16 protein-coding genes are annotated in these 21472 nt (G+C 62.8%); 6 read left to right on the top strand and 10 right to left on the bottom strand.

Annotated features, from left to right (window positions below; all coding sequences use genetic code 11):
• Positions 1 to 133: 133 nt before the first annotated feature.
• Together GAK28_RS19105 and GAK28_RS19100 are read left to right on the top strand one after the other, a co-directional pair.
• Positions 134 to 1414, top strand: a complete 1281-nt coding sequence (locus tag GAK28_RS19105) for a glycoside hydrolase family 2 (RefSeq protein WP_291783084.1) — start codon at positions 134 to 136, stop codon at positions 1412 to 1414.
• Positions 1415 to 1899: 485 nt separating this feature from the next.
• Positions 1900 to 2253, top strand: coding sequence for a hypothetical protein (locus tag GAK28_RS19100; RefSeq protein ID WP_291783081.1), 354 nt, complete (start codon positions 1900 to 1902; stop codon positions 2251 to 2253).
• Positions 2254 to 2318: 65 nt separating this feature from the next.
• Here the strand turns inward: GAK28_RS19100 and GAK28_RS19095 are convergent, their stop codons facing one another.
• The 5 genes from GAK28_RS19095 to GAK28_RS19075 form a co-directional block, all read right to left on the bottom strand.
• The gene (locus GAK28_RS19095) at positions 2319 to 3383 is read right to left on the bottom strand and encodes a PA0069 family radical SAM protein (protein WP_291783079.1); all 1065 of its coding nucleotides are present in this window, start codon (positions 3381 to 3383) and stop codon (positions 2319 to 2321) included.
• A gap of 182 nt (positions 3384 to 3565) precedes the next feature.
• Positions 3566 to 6757 carry a TonB-dependent receptor gene (locus GAK28_RS19090; protein ID WP_291783076.1) on the bottom strand — a complete coding sequence of 1064 codons (3192 nt, stop codon included), beginning with the start codon at positions 6755 to 6757 and terminating at the stop codon, positions 3566 to 3568.
• Positions 6758 to 7182: 425 nt separating this feature from the next.
• On the bottom strand, positions 7183 to 7911 hold the full coding sequence (locus GAK28_RS19085) for an MgtC/SapB family protein (RefSeq protein ID WP_291783072.1): 729 nt from the start codon (positions 7909 to 7911) through the stop codon (positions 7183 to 7185).
• A 224-nt stretch (positions 7912 to 8135) separates the two neighbouring features.
• Entirely contained in the window at positions 8136 to 9800 is a 1665-nt protein-coding gene (locus GAK28_RS19080; protein ID WP_291783070.1) for an MFS transporter, read from the bottom strand.
• Between the two features lie 11 nt (positions 9801 to 9811).
• Positions 9812 to 11284, bottom strand: a complete 1473-nt coding sequence (locus tag GAK28_RS19075; protein WP_343161886.1) for a hypothetical protein — start codon at positions 11282 to 11284, stop codon at positions 9812 to 9814.
• A 193-nt stretch (positions 11285 to 11477) separates the two neighbouring features.
• On the opposite strand from GAK28_RS19075, the gene acs reads away from it, so the two are divergent.
• Positions 11478 to 13421 (top strand): acetate--CoA ligase, encoded by a 1944-nt coding sequence (gene acs / locus GAK28_RS19070; protein ID WP_291783065.1) that lies wholly within the window; start codon positions 11478 to 11480, stop codon positions 13419 to 13421.
• Positions 13422 to 13423: 2 nt separating this feature from the next.
• Entirely contained in the window at positions 13424 to 14092 is a 669-nt protein-coding gene (locus GAK28_RS19065; RefSeq protein ID WP_291783063.1) for a response regulator transcription factor, read from the top strand.
• A 3-nt stretch (positions 14093 to 14095) separates the two neighbouring features.
• On the opposite strand, the gene GAK28_RS19060 is transcribed toward GAK28_RS19065, so the two are convergent.
• Complete coding sequence (locus GAK28_RS19060) at positions 14096 to 17569, bottom strand: PAS domain-containing hybrid sensor histidine kinase/response regulator (RefSeq protein ID WP_291783061.1); 3474 nt, start codon at positions 17567 to 17569, stop codon at positions 14096 to 14098.
• 81 nt (positions 17570 to 17650) lie between these two features.
• Here GAK28_RS19060 and GAK28_RS19055 point away from each other — a divergent pair, with 81 nt between their 5' ends.
• A complete protein-coding gene (locus tag GAK28_RS19055) occupies positions 17651 to 18268 on the top strand; it encodes a 4'-phosphopantetheinyl transferase superfamily protein (protein WP_291783059.1) in 618 nt (205 codons plus the stop codon).
• Positions 18269 to 18406: 138 nt separating this feature from the next.
• On the top strand, positions 18407 to 19150 hold the full coding sequence (locus tag GAK28_RS19050; RefSeq protein ID WP_291783057.1) for a pyridoxine 5'-phosphate synthase: 744 nt from the start codon (positions 18407 to 18409) through the stop codon (positions 19148 to 19150).
• A 150-nt stretch (positions 19151 to 19300) separates the two neighbouring features.
• Here the strand turns inward: GAK28_RS19050 and GAK28_RS19045 are convergent, their stop codons facing one another.
• The 4 genes from GAK28_RS19045 to GAK28_RS19030 all read right to left on the bottom strand — a co-directional run.
• Complete coding sequence (locus GAK28_RS19045) at positions 19301 to 19708, bottom strand: biopolymer transporter ExbD (RefSeq protein ID WP_291783054.1); 408 nt, start codon at positions 19706 to 19708, stop codon at positions 19301 to 19303.
• 5 nt (positions 19709 to 19713) lie between these two features.
• On the bottom strand, positions 19714 to 20127 hold the full coding sequence (locus tag GAK28_RS19040; RefSeq protein ID WP_291783051.1) for a biopolymer transporter ExbD: 414 nt from the start codon (positions 20125 to 20127) through the stop codon (positions 19714 to 19716).
• Between the two features lie 20 nt (positions 20128 to 20147).
• A complete protein-coding gene (locus GAK28_RS19035; protein ID WP_291783049.1) occupies positions 20148 to 20897 on the bottom strand; it encodes a MotA/TolQ/ExbB proton channel family protein in 750 nt (249 codons plus the stop codon).
• A gap of 60 nt (positions 20898 to 20957) precedes the next feature.
• The coding region (locus GAK28_RS19030; RefSeq protein WP_291783044.1) for an energy transducer TonB at positions 20958 to 21472 on the bottom strand (515 nt) is incomplete at its 5' end.

Raw genomic sequence — 21472 nt, 5'->3', positions numbered from 1 at the left:
CATGGGTGAGCGAACACTGCCATGACGCCGTTCGTCCAACAAGTGTCGCGCAGCTGACGCGATGGGTGGGATGTAGTACATCATGTGCTGATCGTTCCGGAGAGCCCAGATGTCGACATCGACAGGATCCCCCGTGGAGACCCCGCCTCGCCTTTACATGACGTGGATTGCCGCGTTCACGTCCTTGGCCTTCGTTGGCACCGTGGTGGTCCTGGCGATCGGCGGCCGCCCTGATCCCGCCGCGCTTCGCGCCGTCGCTCCCCTGGTGAACGGCCCGTGGCGCTTTCATCCGGGTGACGATCCGCGATGGGCCGCGCAGAACATGGACGACAGCGCCTGGGAAACGATCGACCTCAGCGCACCGGCCACAAGTATCGATGGCGATGTCGGCCTGCCCAATTATGTCGATGGCTGGATGGCGCATGGACATCCCGGCTACCAGGGTTATGCCTGGTATCGGCGCGACGTGACGGTGCCTGCCGGCGATCGCGCATGGGACATCCTGGGGCCGACCGCTGTCGAAGACGGTTACGAGCTGTACTGGAATGGGACGCGCCTGGGTGGCTCCGGCCAGATAGGCTCGTCGCCGCGGGTCGTCGGCACCCGTCCGCTGATCTTCCCACTACCTTCCGATGCTACCGGTACACGGGGCGTGCTGGCCATCCGCGCCTTCATGCAACCGGGAAGCGATGCCGCGCCCAATAGCGGCGGCGTGCATGTCGCACCCACGCTGGCACCTCGTCCACAAAGCGAGGCGCTTTACCGCGTCCAATGGTGGCGGACGATCGCGGGCTACATCGTCGAGGTCGTCGAGCCACTGGCGATGTTCGCCCTTATCGGCCTTGCGCTCGGCATCCGATCCCGCAGCAGCCAGCCTCGCTTTATCGTCTTCCTCTGCGTGGCCCTCGCCCTGTCGGCGGTGAAACGCCTCGACAACGCCATCGTCTCCTGGACCGACCTGCTCAGCCTTCCCACCTATGTATGGCTGAACAACGTCCTGTGGATGCCCCTGAGCCTATGCGCATGGACATGGACCTGGAATCGATGGACGCCGCGTCGATCGCCGGCGATCGATATCGGCGCACTGTTTCTGACCGCCCTTGGCGTGCTGGCTGGCGTGCTACGGGTCGCCACGATGACCCACGTCTTCCGATTTGGGATGTTGGCGTTGCTTGTATGGATCGCCCTGCGGATCGTCCGCCACGGCCCCATGCGAGGGATGGCCATGGTGACGATGCTGTCCATCCTGGTGTCGCAGTACACCGGGGAACTGGGTTCTATCGGCATACCGACCATCTGGTTTCCTTTCGGTATCGGCGTGACGCTTACCCAGTATGTCTACGCATGGGCGATCCCCTTGCTTGCGGTGTTGACGGTTAACACGCTGCGTTTTCGCCATCACAGCGTGCCCTGATGCACGTTTACGGCATAACTTCACAAACGTTCCAAAGATATTGCCGGTTAGACGCACGATTCGATGCACGCTATCGCAAGGAAGCATCGTAATTTCACGATCCCTTCATTCGACGAATGAAAGATCGGGCCTCCAGAACGCCGACGCGCTCGTCGGCCAAAGCGCTAAGACCCGCCAGCAGGCAGTGCGTCACGCTTTCGGGTAAGTACACCGACTCCGACCCATAACCATTCATTGGGCGGGAGCGATCGTGCGCATTCACCACAGTGAATGCATCCGGGGAAGAAACAAGGCCGAAAAGGAGTGCGATGGCGAACCAAGGGGTCATCTCTTTTCAAGGCCATGCGAATTTGTTGCTCGTGGAGCATCGCCATCGTGCGCTGCTCGGGTAAGTGCGGGCGACAGATGTGAGGAGAACGTAGGAAGGCTATCGATAGCCATTGCAGTGAGTAGAGCTCAAAACTTCAATCACTAAGGAGAAAACCGTGAAGATCAATCCGATCAAGGTCGCTGCCTGTTCGATGTTCCTGATGTTCGCTGGCAATGTCATGGCGCAAGATGTCCAGCAGTCGCTGGATACGAACGTGCTTCATGGCGTCAAGAGCGACACGCCCTTCCCTGCCGTCGCACTCGCCGGTCCTTACACGCACTTTTGCCGGAAGGACAGGCTGAAGGATACCGGTGGCACCTATAAGTGCAACTGGATGGAAAGCTTCGCCGCTACCTGCGAAATCAAGGATTTCGTGGGGGAAATCTACAAGGGTGCCATCATCGATGGACCCAAGGACCTCGGCGCCTGCCCTAACGGTGCCGTCGTCGTCATGGTGACCCACTACTGACGAGCCAAGGACGGAGCCTTCGGATCGTCGATCCGGAGGCTCTGTCTCCGTCGCCAGCCGGCATCCTAGAACAACTCGCCTTGTGGCGAATGCATACGCGGTGGCACGAACTGCCCCGTATCCAGCCACGTGTCCCAGGCACGGTGCAAGCCGACCTTTCGACACGCTACTTGCACGCGTTTGCGAATGACATCCGCGAAAATACCCTGCCCTCGCATGCGTGTCGCGAAGTTACTGTCGTAGTCCTTACCGCCGTTCATTTGCTGGATGAGGCTCATGACGTGCGTGGCGCGATCGGGGAAATGTTGTTCCAGCCATTCACGGAACAGCTGCTTGAGCTCATGGGGTAGACGCACGCAGGTGTAGCCGATGGAATTGGCACCGTTGGCTGCGGCTCGCTCGATGATGGCTTCGAGATCCTTTTCGTTAAGCGCCGGGATGATTGGCGCGACGAGCACGCCGACGGGAATACCTGCGTCACGAAGTGTCTTTACGGCTTGCATCCGACGATGCGGTGCGCTCGCTCGTGGCTCCAGCTTCGACGCCAGCTTGTTGTCGAGCGAGTTGATGGAAATGAACACCTGAACCAGGTGGCGCTCGGCCATTGGCGCAAGGATATCGATATCCCGCTCGATCAATGCGTTCTTAGTAACGATGGTGCAGGGATGGTGGCATTCATTGAGCAGCGCCAGCGCCGCCCGCGTAAGGCGCCATGTCTTCTCGATGGGCTGGTACGGATCGGTGTTGCTGCCGATGTTGATCGGCTTGCAGATGTAGTTTTTCTTCGACAGTTCACTGCGAAGGGTTTCCGCCAGGTTGGTCTTGGCGAAGAGCTTGGTTTCGAAATCCAGGCCTGGGGATAAGTTGAGGTAGGCGTGCGACGGCCGGGCGTAGCAGTAGATGCACCCATGCTCGCACCCCCGATACGGGTTAAGCGCCTGGTCGAAACCGATGTCCGGGGACTCGTTGCGGGAGATGACGCTGCGAGCCAGTTCCTCGCGCACCTCGGTGGCCGGCCGGTGTTCGTCGTCGTCGCGATACCAGCCATCGTCCTCGGCCTGCCGGCGCGTGGATTCGAAGCGGCCTTCCGGGTTGGAGACGGCGCCGCGGCCTTTGTGGACCTTGGTCATGGGGATCGGATCGGGCATCGTACAAATGTACGCCATTGCCGTCTCACCGCATGCGATCCCGCTCCTTTGACCTGTAAGTGATTGTCGGATAAAAAAACCGCCCTCGGCCCATGCGTGGCCGAGGACGGTAATCAGGGGATTTGCGCTCAGTTTCTTGGTTTTTACAGCGGAGTTCGGGCTACTTAGAAGTCGTACTGCACCGAGAAGCGAACCGCACGCGGAGCCGAGTAATCGACCGCACGCTTGTAGATCGCCAAGGGGTTGCCGCCGTTCGGGATGCCCGCCTTGTTATGGCTGCCATCGTCCACCGGACCACCCATCGCGCGCTCTTCATACACCGTGACCTTCTGCGTATTGAAGACGTTGAAGACGGTAGCGGTGAAGGCGAGCTTGTGGTCGGCAAAGGCCGGGCTCCAGGTCACGCCGAGGTCGAGAGAGTACGACCACGGCAGGTTGCCCTTCGCACCACGCGGCGACGGCGTACCGTAGCAAACATGGTAGGCGCCACCAGCCGTCGCACGCAGCATGTAACCCTGGGAGGGATCGGTGAACACGCCATTCGCATCACGGAACCATGCGCCGATGCAGCTCTTCGGGCGACCGGAGTTGGCAGTGGCCGTCGCGCTGAGCATCCATTCCGGGTTCAGCTGGTAATAGCCGAAGCCACGGATCTGGTGGCGACGATCGTTCGGCAGGTTGCCGTTCGCATACTGCATGAATTCGGGGTAATCCCAATCCTGCGAAGCGGCGACGTCCTGCTGCGCGATGTCGGACTTCACCTGGCCCTCGGTGTTGCCGTAGCTATGCGACCAGGTGTATTCGAGACGGCCGTACCAGTTATTGGAGAACGGATGCTCGGCGTACACGTTGAGCGACAGGTACTTGCGCTTCGGATCCGGCATGCCCAGGTCTTCCTTGGACAGCTTGATGCTACGCAGATTCACCGGCTGACCGGAGTCGGCGATGTTGACGTTGAACTCCGCACCACGGCCCGGATTGAAGATCACACCCTGGTAGTTGAAGTTGTTGAGGCAGTCCTGGACGCTGGAGTAATCGCTGTAGTGCGCGGCCATGTACTTGCAGACCGGACGCGGATCCGAAGTGTCATCCACCTGGGACTTCAGGTCACGGTAGATGGCACGGGCACCGACCGTGAACTGGTCGTTGATCTGCTTGTCCATACCGAGGATGTATTCATCCTGGTAGTGCGAGCGAAGACCCTTGATACGAGCCGTGGACGGATCGCGCGACTGGCCGAACTCCGAGTTGGCCGATTCCACCGGACCCAGCGCGACGAGATTGAGCGGCAGGTCGTTCGTTGGATCGATGCCGTTGAAGGCGAAGTTCTGCGTGGTGAACAGCGAACCACCGGCACCACGAACGGCAACGCCGGTCGGGAGGGCCAGATAGTAACGGCCGGCGTTGGCGTAGACCTTGAAACTGGAGTCGCCATTCACGTCCCAGGACACGCCCAGTCGTGGCGCCCACTGGTTCTTCTTCGACAGGAAGACCTTGTCGAAGCTGTTGTAGTTTTCGAAGGATTCGTTACGCACGCCGATGTAAGCCAGCCAGCGATCTGCGACCTGCCAGCTGTCTTCCAGGTAATACGACTTCAGCTTGAGCTTGTAGTTACCGCCGTTGGCGAGGCGCGTCTGCTGGACGATGCCCTGCGCGTAGGTCTTCGTCGGATCGGCCGTGTACAGATACTCACCACCGAAAGCGGCGAGGTTGGCTGACGCCTGGCCGGTCTTGGTCTTCATCGTCTGATGATCGACACCACCCTTCAGGTCGTGATCGCCCAGACGGTACTCGAGATCAATGCGCCAGCCATCCGACTTGTTCTCGCCATTGGAGGCAGGACGCTGGTTGGCGTCGGACAGGTAGTTGTGAATCTGGTTGACGACCGGGCTGTCCGAGTTGGCGCGGACGTAAGGTATGTTCGGAACGATAGACAGGTTCGGATCGATCGTACGGCTGCGACCATACAACGCGCTTACCGTGAAGTCGTCCGTGATGTAGCCGGTGTACTTGGCGATGTACAGGCGGTTGTTGTTCTTGCTGTTGGTGTCCTGATCCGGACGACGACCGAGTTTGCTGAGCGAGGCATACGACCAACCGTACACGTCGTTGTCGCGACGCGTGTTGTCGGCCATGCCCGTCAGTTCGAGGATATGGTTATCGGTGATATTCCAGTCGAACTTGGTATACCACTTCACCGCCTTGACGGTTCGGTCGCGGTAACCGGACGCCTGGTTGTTGGCCGTGCCGGCGGTAAGATTTCCGTTCTGGCTGTACGAAGCCAGGCCCGTAACCTCCTGGCCATCGTTCTTCTGGAAGCTGGCCGCCGCATACATGAACAACTTGTCCTTGATCAGCGGGCCGCTCAACTGCACGCTGTAAAGGATCTCGGTGTTCTTGGTCTTTTTGCGATACTGGCGAAGCTTGCCATCCGAGCCGAAGCGCTGGTCGATACCGGCGCCGCCGTGGTTGTAACCCACGAGGTCACCGTAGCCGGCGTCTTCCGGGTCCTTGGCGAAGTAGAGATTCTTGGGATCCGAACGCAGCGATTCCGGCGTCCAGTCAATGCGAACGCTGCCCTTCCATTCGTTGGTGCCGCGCTTGCCGACGATGTTGACCACGCCGCCCGTGCTCTGGCCGAACTGCGCGCCGGCACCGCCGGTCAGCACCTGGGCCTGGTCGATGGCGAAGAACGGCATTTCGAAGAACGTCTCGTTCGACTGCGGGTCGGTGACGTTGTAGCCGTTGATGCGATAGGCGTTCTCGGAAATACCCGAACCGCCGATAGCCAGACGCGCCTTGCCGTCGGTGTTGAAGCGCGAGTCGCCGGCAACCACACCTGGTGCGAGCAATGCCGCCGCGGCGACGTTCGTACCCACGGGAATCTTCTGCAGCTGCTCGGCGGTGAACACGGAGCGCGTATCGACCGACGACACGTCGATCTGCGGGAGGGCGGAAGCATTGACCGAAACGCCTTCGAGCGTCTGCGCGGCCGAAGTCGGGGTCGTGCCACCAAAGCCGACTTCGGTGGAGCCCGAGATGGTCACCGACACGTTGTCACGGGTGGACACGGCCTTGCCGCCGTCCATCAACGTCACGCGGTAATTACCGACCTGGAGCTGCGAGGCGCGATAGCGCCCATCGGCATCCACTTTCAGTTCGCGCTTCGAGCCGTTGTCGACGCTTTCGACGACCACGGACGAACCAGGCGAAGCGTTGGCAACCGTACCGAAGATGGCGCCGGTGCTTTGCTGAGCCATCGCCTCGCCTGCGATACCGGCAAGGCTCATACCAAGGGCGAGACTCAGGGCCGAGCGACGCCATACGCGTCCCCGGAAGGATTCGTTCGAAAACATTCGGTTTTTACTCCCCAGATAGAACAGAACATTCAACTTGAAGCCGCCCATGTTCCCCAACCGGACGGCTTCGAAAGAAAGAGCATGTTCCCTCACATGCTCTTGACGAACTTATACCTTGGAAAAGTTCCACTAGCAACAACTTGCGACAACCGTCACGAATTACGTGAATTCGAAAGTTTCAAAGGTTTCTGTCTATCAGATCGGAATTCGCCAATTTATCGATTAAAATCATCAAGATATGACTTGTTCGAATCGATCGATTCGTACGTCCTTGCCGAATTGGCGTATAGCTGGTTCGAACCGGCACGCGTCGATAGGGCGCGATTGCCGCTATTCGGCGGTCGGCACGAACGGGCTTTTTGAGAAATACCCTCCCCGCGCCCCGGCTCGACCTCGCTGTCAGGACCCAGCCAACCCTACCGTCACCCTGACCGGACCGTATTCGACGGCAAGGCTTCAGTGTCATCGATACCGTGCCGGTACTCGACGGAGCCAACACCTTCGATGTGTCGGAACACATCACCCAAGGCGGCCATTTGTCGAACGGAGACGGGACGCGAAAAGGCGATGAACAAGGTGTCGGGTCCCGTGTCTTCCCTGCGCAGCACGATCTTCGTCACTGGCATCGGGTGCCTGGCCAACGCATCCTCGCAATCGGTTAGCGCGGTCGGGCTCGTCAGCTTGACGATCATGCGCGGACGTCGTGCTTTCCTTCCGACGAGCCTTTTTTCCAGGGGTTTCAGGAGGGCGAGGATCACCCAGATGATGGCCGTCGCGATGACGGCGCCAACATAAAGTCCGCCGCCTGCTGCCAGGCCTACGGAGGCCACCGCCCAGAGGCTCGCCGCGGTGGTAAGGCCGCGAACAATTTGGTCACGCTCGACGAAAAGAATGGTGCCGGCGCCGAGAAAGCCGATGCCGCTGATCACCTGCGCGGCAATACGCGAGGGATCGAGCACGACGTGTTCCTGCGCCAGCACATCGGAGAAACCGAACGCGGAAACGATGATCGCCAGCGCGGCGCCGACGCCTACCAGCATGTGGGTACGCAGGCCCGCCGTCCATTCCAGGCGACCGCGGTTGACTCCGATGATGCCGCTAAGCGCGGCGGCGACGGCAAGGCGAAGAAAAATATCGAGCGGCTGGATCATCCGATCAGCATAGGGCGACGTGGGTATAGCTCGCGTGACCGTCGTTCGGACGCTTAAGCCCTTAAACGTTCCTACGGCCAAAATGTTGCAGTGCACACAATGGTGCCCCGCTGTTGTAGGAGCGCGCTTGCGCGCGATGCAGGTTTGCCGCAAGCACCAGAAGATGCCAAAAAAAATGCCCCCGCGAATGCGGGGGCGGGGAGAGCGAACGAACCGTCCACCGGTCAATGCTGTAGCGGAAGATCCTTGGTTTCGCGAACGAAGAAGAGGCCGATGACGAAGGTCATCAACGCGACCGCCACGGGATACCAGAGGCCGTAATAGATGTCGCCTTTCCAGGCCACGAGCATGAAGCCGATGGTCGGCACGAAACCGCCGAACCAACCGTTGCCGATGTGGTACGGCAGGCTCATCGAGGTGTAGCGGATGCGCGTCGGGAACATCTCGACCAGCCACGCGGCGATGGGGCCATAGACCATGGTGACGTAGATGACCAGGATGGCCAGCAGCACCACGAGCATCGGGTAGTTGGCCTGCGACGGGTCGGCCTTCGCCGGGTAGCCCGCCTTTTTCAGCTGCGTGTCCACGCTGGCGGTGAAGTCCTTGTTCTGCGCGGTGAACGCGGCCTTGTCGAGGCTGCCACCTTCGAAGGAGGCGACGATCTCGTCGCCGACCTTCACGGTGGCGATCGTGCCGGGGGAGGCCGAGACGTTGCTGTACGGGATGCCTTTCTTGGCCAGCACGCTCTTGGCCACGTCGCAGGAGCTGGTGAAGGTCTTCTTGCCCACCGGATCGAACTGGAAGCTACATGCCGACGGATCGGCGATGACGCTGACCGGCGCGGACGCGGCGGCGGCTTCCACGGCGGGATTGCCAAAGTGGGTGAGGCCCTTGAAGATCGGGAACATCGTGAGCGCGGCGATCAGGCAGCCCGAGAGCACCACCGTCTTGCGACCGATGCGATCGGACAGCCAGCCGAAGAACACGAAGAACGGCGTGCCGATGAACAGCGCGGCGGCGATGAGCAGGTTGGCCGTGGTGGCGTCGATCTTCAGGCTCTGGGTGAGGAAGTAGAGCGAGTAGAACTGGCCCGTGTACCAGACCACGGCCTGGCCGGCGGTGGCGCCGAGGAGAGCGAGGATCACCAGCTTCAGGTTCTTCCACTGGCCGAAGGCCTCGGTCAGCGGTGCCTTGGACTGCTTGCCCTCGGCCTTCATCTGCTGGAACACCGGCGACTCATGCAGCTGCATGCGGATGTACACCGAAACACCGACGAGCACCGCCGACACCAGGAAGGGCACGCGCCAGCCCCACGACTCGAAGGTGTCGCCGCCCAGACCCAGTCGCGTGCCGAGGATCACCAACAAGGACAGGAACAGGCCGAAGGTGGCGGTGATCTGGATGAAGCTGGTGTACAGGCCGCGCTTGCCGTCGGGAGCATGCTCGGCCACATAGGTCGCCGCGCCGCCGTACTCGCCGCCCAGCGCCAGGCCCTGCAACAGGCGCAACAGGATGAGCAGCACCGGTGCCGCCACGCCTATCGTCGAGTATCCGGGCAACACGCCGACCAGGAAGGTGGACGTGCCCATGATGATGATGGTGACGAGGAAGGTGTACTTGCGTCCGATCAGGTCGCCGACGCGTCCGAACACGATCGCGCCGAACGGCCGCACCGCGAAGCCGGCCGCGAAGGCGAGGAGGGCGAAGATGAACTGGCTCGTCTCGTTCAGACCGGTGAAGAACTGCTTGCCGATGATCGCGGCGAGCGAGCCGTACAGATAAAAGTCGTACCACTCGAACACGGTGCCCAGGCTGGACGCGAATACCACGCGCTTGTGACTGGTACCGATCGTGCCGTCAGCCCGCAGGCCGGATGCTGTCGTCGCCATGTGCTGTGTCCTCAGAACCGGTAATTGCCGTTGAGCGTGAACTCGTTGGCGGAGGTCTTCTGCCGGCCGAGGCCGTTGGTGGTGGTCGAATCGAGGTTGGAGTGGATCCACTCCACGCTGAAGTCGTAGGCGCCAGCGGTGTATTGCAGGCTGAGCGCCTGCTGGCGGTTCTTCAGCAGGCCTGCGGTATTCGGGGCGCGCCAGCGCAGCACATCGTCCTTGTCCGGCTTGCTGGCCGAGATGAAGCCGTAGAGCGTCCAGTTCGGCGTGAACTTGTAGCCGGCCTGGAGGTAGCCGCCCTTGTCCTTGATGTCGCCGAATTGAGAGAGGCCGCCGAAGATCTGGCCGATGGCGTTACCCGTGTAGACGGCGCTCTTGAAGATGAAGTCGCCCGGCGTCCACATGCCGCCGATCTCCACGGCGGTGCTCTTGATGTCGCTCTTGATCGGCGTGGCGGTCTGGCCGTCGACGCCGTGCAGGTTGAGCTTGGACCAATGGCCCACGACGAAGGCCTGCCAGTTGCCGCCCTTGGCGGTCAGGCGCGCCTCCACCTGCGGCTTGAAGCCCGCGTTGCCGGCGGTAAGGTAGTTGGTGGTCAGGCCCGGGCCGCTCCAGCTGCCTTCGAACGCGGCCAGGTCGAAGCGCCATTTCACGCCTTCGGAGCCATGGTTCAGGTCCTGCATCCAGATGATGCCGGGATAGCGCCAGCCGATCACACCGGTGCCATAGCCCAGCGGAAAGGCGATGTGCGACAGCGATTGCGGGATGTATTCCATGGGGAACATCAGGTCCCACATCTGGCCGATGCGGAACGTGGTGCCGGTCTCGGCGTTGGTGATGTCCATGTAGGCCTGGCGCAGGCGCGGCGTGGGCTGCTGCTGGCTATACGCGCCCGTGCCGTTGAAGCCACCGAAGAAGTCCATCTCGATGCGGCCGCCGCCGGACCAGCGGTCGTTGAGCTTGGCACCGGTGAAGTCGAGCCAGAAGCGCGTGTTGCGTACGTCCACGCCGGTCAGCGAGTCGTTGACGCGACCGCCCTGGCCGGGAATCGGGTATTCCGCGTTGGCACCGTTGCCAAAGGTGTAGCCCTTGCTCTGGCTGAAGGCGCTGGCGTTGATGAAGCCGTGGAAGGCCACGGACACGCCGGGCGCCGTGGTGAACGTGGGCTTGGCCGGTACCGAGGCAACGGTCTTCTCGACCTTGGTCACCTTTTCGTCGGTCTGCTGCGCCTGGGTCTGCGCGGCCTGCGCGGTGGCCGAGGCCTGGCTGGTGGCCGCCTTCTGTTCCTGGATCATGGCCTTCAGTTCGGCCAGTTGCTGTTCGAGTTGGTTGACCCGGGCTTCCAGCTCGGCCTCGTGGCTGGCGGATTTCTTCGACTTGGACTGGGCGTGCGCCAGATCCGGCAACGCTACCATCGGCAGCATGAGGGCGCAGGCAATACTGAAGGCGACGGCCTTGCGGCCCCCCTGAAGGCTCGGTTTCATCATGGTCTCCCCAACCATTGGCGAACCGAGCATGGGTCAGCCGTGGGCGAGGGTTCCATTGGCCAAAGGTCGAAACTCGACCAAAGTCGAACGGGCCATGCCATCTGTCGCAGTGCGTCAAGGTTACACTCGACAACTTGAGCCCCACGCATCCGTTCCGGCCCCGCCCGAACCCTCTTACGCAGGAGCACGCATGTCCGAGCAGCATTACCCGGTCGACCCCGCTTTCGCCGAGAAGGCGCGAATCCGCAAGGCCGACTACGAGCGCATGTACGCCGAATCGGTCCAGAATCCGGAAGGCTTCTGGAAGGCCATGAGCGAGCGTATCGACTGGATCGTGCCGCCGACGAAGATTAAGGACGTCTCCTACGATCCCGCGAACCTGCATATCCGTTGGTATGAGGATGGCCAGCTCAACGTGGCCGCCAACTGCCTCGACCGCCACCTGGAGACGCGGGGCGACAAGACTGCCATCATCTTCGAGGGCGACGATCCCAACGAGACGCGCCGCCTGACCTACCGCGAGCTGCACGGCGAGGTCTGCAAGTTCGCCAACACGCTGAAGAACCTCGGCGTGGCCAAGGGCGATCGCGTGGTGATCTACCTGCCGATGGTGCCCGAGGCGGCGGTGGCGATGCTCGCCTGCGCGCGCATTGGCGCGATCCACTCCGTGGTGTTCGGTGGCTTCTCGCCGGATTCGCTGGCCAGCCGCATCGCCGATTCGAAAGCCAAGCTCATCGTCACCGCCGACGAAGGCTGCCGTGGCGGCAAGAAGATTCCGCTGAAGGCTAACGTGGACGAGTCGCTGACGCGACCGAACACCAATAGCGTCGAGACGGTGATCGTGGTGCGCCGCACGGGTGGCGCCATCCCGATGCAGTCGCCGCGCGACCGCTGGTACCACACGTTGATGGAAGGCCAGTCCAGCGACTGCCCGGCCGAACCGATGAGCGCGGAAGATCCGCTGTTCACGCTCTACACCTCGGGCTCCACTGGCCTGCCGAAGGGCGTGCTGCACACCAGCGGCGGCTACCTTGTCTACACGAGCCTCACCCACGAACTGACCTTCGACCTGCGCGAGGACGACATCTACTGGTGTACGGCCGACGTGGGTTGGATCACCGGCCATAGCTATGTCGTCTACGGTCCGCTGGCCAACGGCGCCACGGTGGTGATGTTCGACGGCGTACCGAACTATCCCGATTTCAGCCGCTTCTGGCAGGTAGTCGACAAGCATAAGGTGACGCTGTTCTACACCGCACCCACCGCCATCCGCGCACTGATGCGCGAAGGCGACGAGCCGGTGAAGAAGACCTCGCGCAAGAGCCTGCGCATTCTCGGCACCGTGGGCGAGCCGATCAATCCGGAAGCCTGGAGCTGGTATCACCGCGTGGTCGGCGACGAGCGCTGCCCGATCGTGGATACCTGGTGGCAGACCGAAACCGGCGGTTTCCTCATCACGCCGTTCCCCGGCGCCACGGATCTCAAGCCGGGCTCGGCCACGCTGCCGTTCTTCGGCATCAAACCGGCCATCGTCGACTCCGACGGCAAGGTGCAGGACGGCGAGTGCAGCGGCAACCTCGTCATTACCGATTCCTGGCCGGGCCAGATGCGTACGGTCTACGGCGATCACCAGCGTTTCATCGATACCTATTTCAAGACCTACCCGGGCAATTACTTCACGGGTGACGGCGCGCGTCGCGACGCGGACGGCTACTACTGGATCACCGGCCGCGTGGACGACGTGATCAATGTGTCCGGTCATCGCATCGGCACCGCCGAAGTGGAAAGCGCACTCGTGGCGCATCCGAAGGTGGCCGAGGCGGCCGTGGTCGGTTGCCCGCACGACATCAAGGGACAGGGCATCTACGCCTTCGTGACCCTCAATGCAGGGGAGAGCGGCAGCGACGAGCTGAAGAAGGAACTGATCGCCGGCGTGCGCAAGGAGATTGGCCCCATCGCCGCGCCGGATCACCTGCAGTGGGCGCCCGGCCTGCCGAAGACCCGCTCGGGCAAGATCATGCGCCGCATCCTGCGCAAGATCGCGGAGAACCAGCCGGACCAGCTCGGGGACATCTCGACCCTGGCCGATCCCGGCGTCGTGAAGAGCCTCGTGGAGGAACGGCTGGTCCGCTGAGCATGTCCGACGTACTCATCGCCGACGATCACCCGCTGTTCCGCGACGCCCTCCAGCGCGCGGTCCTGGCGGCCGTGCCGGAGGCCACCGTGCACACGGCGGACAGCGTGCCCGCGCTGTTCGCCCTGATCGAATCGCTGCCGGATGCGGACCTGCTGCTGATGGACCTGCACATGCCGGGCGCGCGCGGGTACTCCGCGCTCGCCCATATCCGCGGCCAGTATCCGGGCCTGCCGACCATCGTGGTGTCCGGTCACGAGGAAGCGCAGGTCGCGCGCCGCGCGATCGCCCACGGTGCCTCGGCGTACATCCCGAAGTCAGCCGCGGTGGAAACCATCGTGGAAGCGGTGCGCACCGTACTCGACGGCGATGTCTGGCTTCCTCCGCAACTGGTCATCGGCCAGGTGGAGCTGAAAGCCGATGAAGCCGACATGGCGGCTCGCGTCGCGTCGCTCACGCCGCAGCAGTTCCGCGTGCTCAACATGATCGCGGAAGGCCTGCTCAACAAGCAGATCGCCTACGACCTCGGCGTCTCGGAAGCGACGGTGAAAGCGCACATGACGGCGATCATGCGCAAGCTGGGCGTCTCCAACCGCACGCAGGTCGCACTGGCGGCGAGCCACCTGGATGTTGAGAAGGAATCCCTGCCGGACGTCACCGACAGCCCGTGACCGTCAGGCCGCGTGTGTGCCGCCTCGCTTGGCGAGCGCGACCAGCAACGCGCGCAGCGCCGCAGGCTTCACGGGTTTGTGCAGCAAGGGATAGCCCAGCGCACGCGCACGCTGCTTGAGTTCGGTGCTGCCGTCAGCGGTGACCAGCGCGGCCGGGGGCATGAGCCCCCGTGTCGAGGCCAGTTGGCCGAGCGCTGCCAGGCCGTCGATGCCTTCGCCCAGGTGGTAGTCCGCCAGGATGAGATCGACGCGCGTATCGGCGAGGATCGCCTCGGCCGCCGCCACGTCGATCGCCGTGCGGCAATCCACGCCCCACCGCCCCAGCAACGCGCGCATGCCATCGAGGATCGTCTCGTCGTTGTCCAGGCAAAGCACGGTCAGGGGCAGTTGTTCGCCGCCCGGCCGCGCCATCGAGGGAGTGCGCTTGCGCGCCACGGCATCGGCCCTCGGCATGGTGATGGCGAAGCAGCTGCCATGGCCGACACGCGAATGCAGGTCGAGCGAATGACCGAGGATGCCGGCAAGTCGGTCGCAGATCGACAAGCCGAGGCCAAGGCCTTTTTCTCCCCAGGGCGAGGGTCGATCCAGACGCTGGAACTCACCAAAAATGCGTGCCCTCTGTTCGTCGGCGATGCCGGGGCCGCTATCCCAGACCTCGACGCGCACGTTGGCACCGACACGACGGGCACCGACGACGACACCTCCGACCCGCGTATATCGCAGCGCGTTGGACAGGAAGTTGGCGACGATGCGCCGTAATAGCTGCGCATCGGAACGTACCGCCAGCGTGGTCGGCGCGACGCGCAAGGAAAGACCGCGTTGCTCGGCGATGACCGCGAACTGCTGCTTCAACGAATCGAACATGTCGGCGAGCGCAAACGGTGCCACTTCCGGCCGATAGCTGCCGGCATCCAGGCGGGAGACGTCGAGCAGGGCATCCAGCAGGTCTTCCGCAGCGCGGAACGACGCATCGATACGTTCCGCCAGTTGCGTCGCTTCGCCATCGAGGTTCGGATGGTGGCGCAATGCCGACGTGAACAGTCGAGCAGCATTGAGCGGCTGGAGAAGATCGTGGCTGGCGGCGGCAAGGAAGCGGGTCTTGGAGGCGTTGGCCGCTTCCGCTTCACGGCGGGCGATCGCCGTCGCGTTGAGCGCTTCGCTGAGTTCGGCCGTGCGATCCTCGACGCGTTGCTCCAGCGTTTCGTTCGCGTCGATGAGCGCCTGTTCCACGCTCTTGTATGCGGTGACATCAGTGAACGTGGTGACGAAGCCGCCGCCGGGAAGCGCGCGGCCACGCATTTCGATCACGGTGCCATCCGGACGCACGCGTTGGAACACGTGGGGCGAGCCGGCGCGCATGTAGCGGATGCGCTTGGCGACATGCTCGTCCACTTCGCCAGGACCACACTCGCCATGTTCCGCGTTCCAGCGGATGAGGTCCGCTACGGGAAGGCCGACGTAGACCATGCCATCGGGATAATCGAACAATTCGAGATAGCGTCGATTCCAGGCGACCAGGCGCATGTCTCCATCGACCACGCTGATGCCTTGCGACACATTCTCCAACGTCGTCGACAACAGCTCGCGATTGAAACGGAGTTCCTGCGAGGCTTCGTCCATGAGCGCCATCGCCTCGGCGATATCCAGGCCCGTGCCCGACAGCGCTCCCATGAGGATGCGCCGTGCGCTCGCCGCGCCGACCGCGCTGGCGAGCAGGCGCTCGGTGAACTGGATCAGCGGCCGGTCGGCGGCATCGCCCGGCGCCAGCGTCACACCGTGTCGCTGGCCATACTCGTTGAATGCACGCACGGTGACGCGCTCGCCGACGATGCGGCCGGCGATCGTGCCCAGGTCGCGTACCGTCACCCGACCACGCCAGTCGCCGGCGCCGGTCGCGCTGCGCACGAAGGGATCGACGAAGAGGGCGGCATGCAGGCGTTCCGCCACGCTGGGCCGGAAACGCAGTGAGATAAAGACCAGGCAGGCGACGTTCGTGAGCAACGACCAGAACGTCCCGTGTGTTACGGGCTCCCATCCGCTCAGGTGGAACAGCTCGGTCGGTTTCAACCAGCCGATGCCGAACGGGCCATCGTCCAGCCATCGGGAGGCGATCCAGCCCGTGCGCGTCATCGCCGGTAGCAGCAGCGTATAGACCCAGACGATGAATCCGGCCAGCAACCCCACGTAGACACCGACGCGGCTTGCCCCTCGCCAATACAACGCAGAGACGATCGCCGGCGCGAACTGGGCGACGGCGGCGAAGGAAAGTAATCCGGTCGCGGCCAGGTTTTCAGCGCCCGCGATGAGGCGGTAATAGAAATACGCCATGGCAGCGAGGCCGACGATGGCGATGCGGCGCACGAACAGCACCACATTGGAAAGGTCGCCGCGTCGTTCCAGGCCCAGGCGCTCGATGCGCAAAAGCATCGGCATCACCAGGTCGTTGCTGATCATCGTCGCCAACGCGACGGCCGCCACGATCACCATGCCTGTGGCCGCCGAGAAGCCGCCGACGAAGGCGAGGAGGGCGATGCCGCTGTCACCCAGCGCGATCGGCAGATTGAGCACCCAGGCGTCCACGTGTCCCTGGGTGACCTGAGGCAGGGCGAGTCCCGCGCTGACGATGGGCAGCACACCCAGCGAGATCACCACCATGTAGATCGGGAACAGCCAGCGTGCGCGTCGCAGGTCGCGTGGATCCTCGCATTCGACGACGCCGATCTGGAACTGCCTCGGCAGGCAGAACATGGCGCAGAAGGCCAGCAATGTCTGCGCCGCGAAGCCCGGTGGCATCGCGCCTTTCTCCACCTGCAGCACGGGAGTGCGCAGCGTCTCGGCGATGCCAGGACCGTGCATCCATGCGTAGATGCCGATGGCGACGAAAGCCAGCAGCTTCACCAGCGATTCGAGCGCCACCGCCAGCATCATGCCGTGGTGATGCTCCGTGGCGTCGATGTTCCGTGTACCGAACAGGATGGCGAAGACGGCGAGCAACGCGGCACACCACAGGGCGGTGTCGCCGGTGGACCCACCGGCACCCAACACGTTGAAGGACATCGCCACCGCTTTGAACTGCAAGGCGATGTACGGAATGATCGCGATCACGGCGATGATGGCCACGAGAGCGGCGAGGCCATGCGACTTGCCGAAGCGTGCGGCGATGAAGTCGGCGATGGAGGTGATGTTGCGCTCGCGTGCCACGAGCACGAGTCGCTCGATCAGCCCGAAGCCGAGCACGAAGAGCAGCAATGGCCCGAGATAGATCGGCAGATAGGACAGGCCCGATCGCGCTGCCGTGCCGACGGCGCCATAGAAGGTCCACGACGAGCAATACACCGCCAGCGCGAGGCTGTACACGATCGGCCGCAAACGCGGTTGCCGCGGATACAGAGGGCGCCGGTCGCCGATGTAGGCAACGGCAAACAGCATGCCGACGTACAGCAGCGATACCAGCAGCAACAGCCAGCCTGCGATCACCTGTCGTGTTTCCCCATGGAACCCCCGGCCATTCTAGGGCCTGGGGCGTCGGGATGGAGGCTTCTGCGCTAGCATCCGCGTATGCATCACGATGTTCCCGCGCTTTCCCACGATGAAATCCATGTCTGGCGCATGGCCTGGTCCGGTACGGTCGAACCGCCGTTCGCGAGCCTGCTCGCCGCCTATGCCGGCCCGGATGCACCCGCCGTGGTCCGTGGCGAACATGGCAAACCGTTGTTTCCCGCTCCCTGGAACACCCTCGGCTTCAGTTGGTCGCACAGTCGCGACACGGCGTTGTTCGCCGTGGGGCGAGGTGGCGCCGGCTTCGAACTGGGCGTTGATGTCGAGCGCGTACGGCCCAGGCCCAAGGCGCTGGAACTGGCCGGACGATTCTTCGCACCGGATGAGACGTCCATGCTGAACGAACTGGCGCCGGAGGCCGTACTACCTGCCTTCCTCGCGCTGTGGACCGCCAAGGAGGCCGTGCTCAAGGCCCACGGCGGCGGCCTGTCCTACGGGCTGCACCGCGTGGCGTTCAGCCTTGTGGATAACCTGGCCCGCCCATCGTGCTTTGACGGCGACGTGGCGCCAGCCTCGGCCTGGCAGGTTCGGCCGCTGTCGCTTGGCGAAGACACGGTCGGTGCCTTGGCCTGGCGCGGTGCTGAACGACGGATCCGCGTCTTCACATCTCCGCTTTGAACCTTTTCGCAACGAGCTGTGTCTGATCCTACGTGTGTGTGGAGCCGTGAGTGCGCCACATGGACGTGGCGCGTTATGCTGGGAAGACAGTCATTACGCACGTCGCAATGGTGGCGTACGTTTTTTTTGGGACCGTCGATGACCCTTCTTAGCGTCAACCTCAACAAGATCGCCGTCCTTCGCAATTCGCGCGGCGGCAACGAGCCGGATATCGCCACCGCCGCCAATACCTGCATCGATGCGGGATGCGGCGGACTTACCGTTCACCCTCGCCCTGACATGCGCCATGTGACGCCGGCCGACGTACGCACGTTGGCCGGCCTGCTGCGTGGCCGTGTGGAGTACAACATCGAGGGCAACCCCTTCGCCGCGGCGCGCGGGGCCTACCCGGGCCTTATCGAGCTCTGCCGTGAAGTAAAGCCGACGCAGGTCACCCTCGTGCCCGATGGCGACGGGCAAATCACGTCGGACCATGGTTTCGATCTCACCAAGGACATCGAGCTGCTGAAACCCGTGGTGGCCTCGTTTCGTGAATTGGGATGTCGTGTCAGCGTCTTCGTGGACGCCGGCGGCGAAGGGTTTGCGGACGCCGTGTCGATTGGCATCCAGCGTATCGAGCTTTACACCGGCCCTTACGCCGAGGCGTTCCACCGCGGCGATGCGCGATCGGAACTGGCTTCCTTCGCCGATACCGCTCGTCGCGCGCAGCAAGCGGGGCTCGCCGTGAACGCGGGGCACGACCTCAGCCAGGCCAATCTCGGCACGTTCAAGGCGGCCATTCCAGGACTCGCAGAGGTGTCGATCGGGCATGCGCTTATCGGTGAAGCGCTCTACCAGGGCCTTTCCAACACGGTCCGTTCGTATCTCAACATCCTGAAGTAAGTGACGCCATGCCGTTGTAGGAGCGCGCTTGCGCGCGATTCGGGGTGCCCGCGAGCACCCGTCGCGCGCAAGCGCGCTCCTACAGGAATCGGACACAAAAAAAGCCCCGCCAATGGCGGGGCTTTTCAGGTCTAGCGGACGACCGACCGATCAGTTCGAGTTAACGAAACCGATCTTGGTCAGGCCCTGGCTCTTCGCGTCGGAAAGCACGCGTGCCACGACCTCGTACTGGACCGCGTCATCGGCGTCGATCTGCAGTTCCGGCTGGTTCGACTGCTGGGCGATGACCGCGATCTGAGCCTTGAGGCTCAGTTCGTCGACCGGTGCATCGTTCCAATAGAGCGAGCCATCCTGACGAATCTGCAGACGGACGGGATCCGGCGGATTCTCTGGGTTGACGATGTTCGGATTCGGCTGCGGAAGATCAATCTTGATCTTATGCGACAGCTGCGGCGCAGTGATCATGAAGATGATCAGGAGCACCAGCATCACGTCGACGAGCGGCGTGACGTTGATATCCGCCATCGGGCCACCGGAGTTGCCTGAGCTGAATGCCATGTTCGTTACTCCTTGCCAGTCGACATGAAGCCGACGTGGACCATGCCGGCGTCCTTGGCGTCGCCAAGGATCTTCTTCACCACCTTGTACTCGGTGGTGCGGTCGGCGCGGATCTGGAGCTCCGGCTGCGGCGACTTAGCCGCCGCAACCGCGAACTGTGCCTTCAGCTCAGCTTCGGTGACTTCACCGTCATTGAGGAAGTACGTACCGTCCGGCTTGACCGCGAGATCCATCGGCTCGACCGGGGTCTCATCCTTGGTATTCGGATTAGCCTTCGGCAGATCGATCTGGACCTTATGGGACATCAGCGGCGCCGTGATCATGAAGATGATCAGCAGAACCAGCATCACGTCGACGAGCGGCGTGACGTTGATTTCCGACATCGGACCACCGGAGTTGCCCCCGCTGCTCATAGCCATGGGTCAATTCCTCTAGCGGATTACTTCGTGCCTTCGACACGGGCACCGGTGGCGAAGAAGTCGTGCAGGTCGTGCGCGAATTCGTCGAACTTGGCGTAGGTCAGGCGGTTGGAACGCATGAAGAAGTTGTAGGCGAGCACGGCCGGGATAGCGGTGAACAGACCGAACGCGGTCATGATCAGCGCCTCACCGACGGGGCCTGCAACCTTACCCATCGAGGCTTCACCCGCAGCGGCGATACCGATCAGCGCGTGGTAGATACCCCACACCGTACCGAGAAGACCGATGAACGGAGCCGACGAACCGACCGTGGCGAGCAGGGTCAGGCCGCCTTCGAGACGCAGGCTCTCACGAGCCACGGCCTGGCGAAGGGCGCGATCGACGAATTCCGAACGCGACAGCGACTCGGCGAGGCGACCGCCAGCAGCCTGCTGGTGGTGGGCAACGGCCGAAGCGGCGTCGAGGGCGATCTTCGAGAACGGTTCGCCCTTCGGCTGCTCTTCGAGCACGCGGATGGCTTCCTGGGTCGACGCGGTGTTCCAGAAGCCCTGGATGACCTTGTCGGCGCGCGAACGCACCAGGCTGTTACGGATGAAGTTGGCGACGATGAAGTACCACGAAAGCACGGACATCACGACCAGCACCACGAACACGATCCAACCCAGGGGGTCGAAGTTGTGAATGAGGTGGTCGAAGCCCATCTGCTTGAGGGCATCGGCGTTGGAGTTCTGACCTGGATTAGCAGGCTGAGCGGAGGTGTCTTGCAACATAACGCTACCCTTGGGTAAATCAAACATTAACGGAGATGTAAGTTAAGTGTGAGGACTAACTTACAGCTGGTTTAGGTTGAACGTAACGGGGACACGTGCATAGCCTTCGACGGCCTGACCGCCTCGCTTGCCCGGGTTGAATCGCCAGTTCCTGGCCGCATCCTGCGCTGCCTTGTCCAGTTCGCGGAAACCGCTCGACTGGTCGATCTGGATGTCCTTCGGCGAACCGTCGACACCCACGAGGACCAGAAGTACCACCGTACCTTCATGCCGCTGACGGACCGCCTGCGGCGGATACTTTGGCGGATTACGCTGACGGTACGACAGATTCTCGCTCGGCGCGATATCCGCCGGCGGCTGCGGCGGCGCGGGAGGCGCCGGCGGCGGTGCCGGAACGGGATTCGAGCTCGCCTCGTCCACGGCCGGCGGCGGAGCCGGCGGCGGCGGTTGCGGAGGCGGCTGTTTCACCTGCTGGATGATTTTCGGCGGCGGCTGCTTCGGGGGTTCCGGCGGCGGTGGCGGGGGGGGCGGCGGGGGCGGCGGCGGCTCGATGACATCGACCTGAACAACTTTGT

Source organism: Luteibacter sp., assembly GCF_009912395.1.
GTDB lineage: Bacteria > Pseudomonadota > Gammaproteobacteria > Xanthomonadales > Rhodanobacteraceae > Luteibacter.
Note: the sequence above shows the minus strand (reverse complement) of the source record. Positions and strands in the feature narration are given on the sequence as shown.

What these genes read in the sequence shown, in the direction of transcription:
- GAK28_RS19095 (WP_291783079.1), bottom strand. Translation starts at nt 3,383, where the DNA reads ATGACCAAGGTCCACAAAGGCCGCGGCGCCGTCTCCAACCCGGAAGGC.
- GAK28_RS19090 (WP_291783076.1), bottom strand. Translation starts at nt 6,757, where the DNA reads ATGTTTTCGAACGAATCCTTCCGGGGACGCGTATGGCGTCGCTCGGCC.
- GAK28_RS19085 (WP_291783072.1), bottom strand. Translation starts at nt 7,911, where the DNA reads ATGATCCAGCCGCTCGATATTTTTCTTCGCCTTGCCGTCGCCGCCGCG.
- GAK28_RS19080 (WP_291783070.1), bottom strand. Translation starts at nt 9,800, where the DNA reads ATGGCGACGACAGCATCCGGCCTGCGGGCTGACGGCACGATCGGTACC.
- GAK28_RS19075 (WP_343161886.1), bottom strand. Translation starts at nt 11,284, where the DNA reads ATGAAACCGAGCCTTCAGGGGGGCCGCAAGGCCGTCGCCTTCAGTATT.
- acs (WP_291783065.1), top strand. Translation starts at nt 11,478, where the DNA reads ATGTCCGAGCAGCATTACCCGGTCGACCCCGCTTTCGCCGAGAAGGCG.
- GAK28_RS19065 (WP_291783063.1), top strand. Translation starts at nt 13,424, where the DNA reads ATGTCCGACGTACTCATCGCCGACGATCACCCGCTGTTCCGCGACGCC.
- GAK28_RS19055 (WP_291783059.1), top strand. Translation starts at nt 17,651, where the DNA reads ATGCATCACGATGTTCCCGCGCTTTCCCACGATGAAATCCATGTCTGG.
- GAK28_RS19050 (WP_291783057.1), top strand. Translation starts at nt 18,407, where the DNA reads ATGACCCTTCTTAGCGTCAACCTCAACAAGATCGCCGTCCTTCGCAAT.
- GAK28_RS19045 (WP_291783054.1), bottom strand. Translation starts at nt 19,708, where the DNA reads ATGGCATTCAGCTCAGGCAACTCCGGTGGCCCGATGGCGGATATCAAC.
- GAK28_RS19040 (WP_291783051.1), bottom strand. Translation starts at nt 20,127, where the DNA reads ATGGCTATGAGCAGCGGGGGCAACTCCGGTGGTCCGATGTCGGAAATC.
- GAK28_RS19035 (WP_291783049.1), bottom strand. Translation starts at nt 20,897, where the DNA reads ATGTTGCAAGACACCTCCGCTCAGCCTGCTAATCCAGGTCAGAACTCC.